Genomic DNA, 2909 nt, shown 5'->3' with positions numbered 1-2909 from the left:
ACGCCGCAAAGGGTGCCCGCCCGGTCGATCTCCCCACCTACGCCTTCCAACGCGACCGATACTGGCTGGAGTCCGACGGCTCCGCGGTGAGCACCGGTACTGCGACGAGCCTCGGGCTGGGTGCCGCCGACCACCCGTTGCTGGGCGCGGTCGTCACGCTGGCGAACGCCGAAGGCCTGCTGCTCACCGGGCGCCTCTCGCTGCGCACGCACCCGTGGCTCGTGGACCACGCGGTGGCCGACACTGTGCTGCTGCCGGGGACGGCGTTCGTCGAACTCGCCCTGCGCGCGGGGGACGCGGTCGGCTGCGACCGCGTCGAGGAGCTGACTCTGGAGGCGCCGCTCGTCCTGCCCGAGCGTGGCGCCGTCCAGGTCCAGCTCGCCGTAGGCGGGCCGGACACGATGGGTCGGCGCTCGCTGAGCGTCTACTCCCGGCCGGAGGACGGCGAGGACCAGCCGTGGACGCGCCACGCCCTGGGCGTGCTGCTGCCCGGCTCCGCCGCCGAGACCCCGGAGGACCTCGCCGCGTGGCCGCCGACCGGCGCCGTGGTGGTCGAGACGGCGGGGACGTACGAGCGCCTTGCGGGCGCCGGTCTGGAGTACGGGCCGGCCTTCCAGGGCCTGCGGGCCGCCTGGCGGCGCGGCGAGGAGGTCTTCGCCGAGGTCGTGCTGCCCGAAGAGCAGCAGCGCGACGCGGCCCGCTTCGGCGTGCACCCGGCCCTGCTCGACGCCGCCCTGCACGCGATGGCGCTCAGCGCCGACGGCCAGGCCGCGGACTTCTCCGAGGCGCCCCGACCCAGCCTGCCGTTCGCGTGGAGCGGGGTCGCCCTGCACGCCACCGGAGCCTCGGCCCTGCGGGTGCGGCTCGTGCCGACCGGCACCGACGCGGTGTCGCTGCTGGTGGCCGATGCCACCGGCGCACCGGTGGCATCGGTCGACTCGCTGGTCACTCGCCCCCTCGCGCCCGAGCAGCTCGGCGGGGCCCGCAACGCACCGCACGAGTCGCTGTACCGGGTGGCCTGGACGGCCGTCCAGCTCCCCGACGGACCGGCACCGGCCCCCGAGTCCTGCGCCGTCATCGCGCAGGCCGGGCACGCCGGCGCGTACCCGGACGTCGACGCTCTCTCGCAGGCCGTCGGCGCCGGCACGCCCGCGCCTGCCGTCGTCCTGGCGCCGCTGGGCTCGACCGGCGGAGAGCTGGACGCCGCCGCGGTGCACGCGCTGGCGCACGAGACGCTGCGCCTGGTGCAGGCATGGGTGGCGGACGAGCGGCTTGCCGGCTCCCGCCTGGTGATCGCGACCCGGGGAGCGGTGGCGGCCGGCGCGCCGGAGGAGGTCACGGACCCGGCGGCGGCGGCCGTCTGGGGCCTGGTGCGCTCGGCGCAGTCCGAGCACCCCGACCGCTTCGTGCTGGTCGACCTGCCGGACGACGCCGACCCGCTGCAGGCTGCTGCCGCGGCCGTGGCCGCCGGCGAGCCGCAGCTGGCGATGCGCGAGGGTGCCTGGCTCGCCCCACGGCTGTCCCGTGTCGCCGCCGTGGCCGCTGATGCGGGCGGCTTCGCGTGGGACCCCGACGGCGCGGTCCTGCTCACCGGCGCCGGCGGCACCATCGGCGGGCTGATCGCACGCCACCTCGTCGCCCGGCACGGGGTGCGGGACCTGCTGCTGGTGAGCCGTCGTGGTCGCGACGCGGCCGGTGCGGTGGAGTTGGCGCAGGAGCTGACTGCTCTGGGTGCCTCGGTGACGTGGGCGGCCTGTGATGTCGCGGACCGCGAGGCGCTGGCGGCGCTGCTGGCCGAGCACCCGGTCACGGGTGTGGTGCACGCGGCCGGCGTGCTGGACGACGGGGTGGTGTCGTCGCTGACGGCCGAGCAGGTGTCCCGGGTGCTGGCGCCCAAGGTGGATGCGGCGGTGCACCTGCACGAGCTGACGCGGCACCTGGACCTGTCGCTGTTCGTTCTGTTCTCCTCGATCGCCGGCACGATCGGCAACCCCGGCCAGGCCAACTACGCTGCGGCCAACGTCTTCCTCGACGCCCTCGCCCGGCGGCGGCGTGCCGAGGGCCTGCCGGTCACCGACCTGATCTGGGGCTACTGGTCCGAGGCCAGCGAGCTGACCGGCCACCTCGGCGAGGAGGACGTCCGCCGGATGCGCGAGGGCGGCATCAGCCCGCTCACCTCCGAGGACGGGCTGGCGCTGTTCGACGCCGCCGGCACCGTCGACGAGGCGGCGCTGCTGCCGGTCCGCCTGGACATCCCCGTGCTGCGCGCCCGTGCCCTGGAGGGCGGGGTACCGGGGCTGCTGCGCGGACTGGTGCGCGTGCCCGCCCGCCGTGCGGTGGACGCGGGCGGCGAGTCCGCCTTCGCCCGCCGGCTGGTCGGCCTGCCGGCCGAGGAGCGGGAAGCGCTGCTGCTGCAGTTGGTCCGCACCCAGGTGGCTGCCGTGCTCGGCCACGCCACGATGGACGCGGTCGACCCCGACCGCGCTTTCAAGGAGCTCGGGTTCGACTCGCTGACCGCCGTGGAGCTGCGTAACCGGCTCAACGGCGCCACCGGCCTGCGCCTGCCCGCCACGCTCGTCTTCGACTACCCCTCGCCACTCGTCCTCGCCCGACACCTGCTGGCGGAACTCGCGGGAACGCAGGCCGGCGACTCCTCGCCGACGGCCGCCGCCGTCGCGCAGGACGAGCCGATCGCCATCGTCGCGATGAGCTGCCGCTACCCGGGCGGGGTGCGCTCGCCCGAGGAGCTGTGGCAGCTGCTCGTGAACGGCCGCGACGCCATCGCCGCCTTCCCGGAGGACCGTGGCTGGGACGTCGAGCGCCTCTACGACCCCACCCCCGGCACCCCGGGCAGGAGCTACGCCCGTGAGGGTGGGTTCCTGTACGACGCGGCGGAGTTCGACCCGGCG

General features: G+C 76.0%; 1 protein-coding gene. It reads left to right on the top strand.

Translation table 11 applies throughout. The features are described from left to right. Positions 1-86 precede the first annotated feature (86 nt). The coding region (locus K7G59_RS34255) for an SDR family NAD(P)-dependent oxidoreductase (protein ID WP_308295129.1) at positions 87-2909 on the top strand (2823 nt) is incomplete at its 3' end.

It is taken from the genome of Streptomyces sp. NK08204 (assembly GCF_020400585.1).
GTDB lineage: Bacteria > Actinomycetota > Actinomycetes > Streptomycetales > Streptomycetaceae > Streptomyces.
Note: the sequence above shows the minus strand (reverse complement) of the source record. Positions and strands in the feature narration are given on the sequence as shown.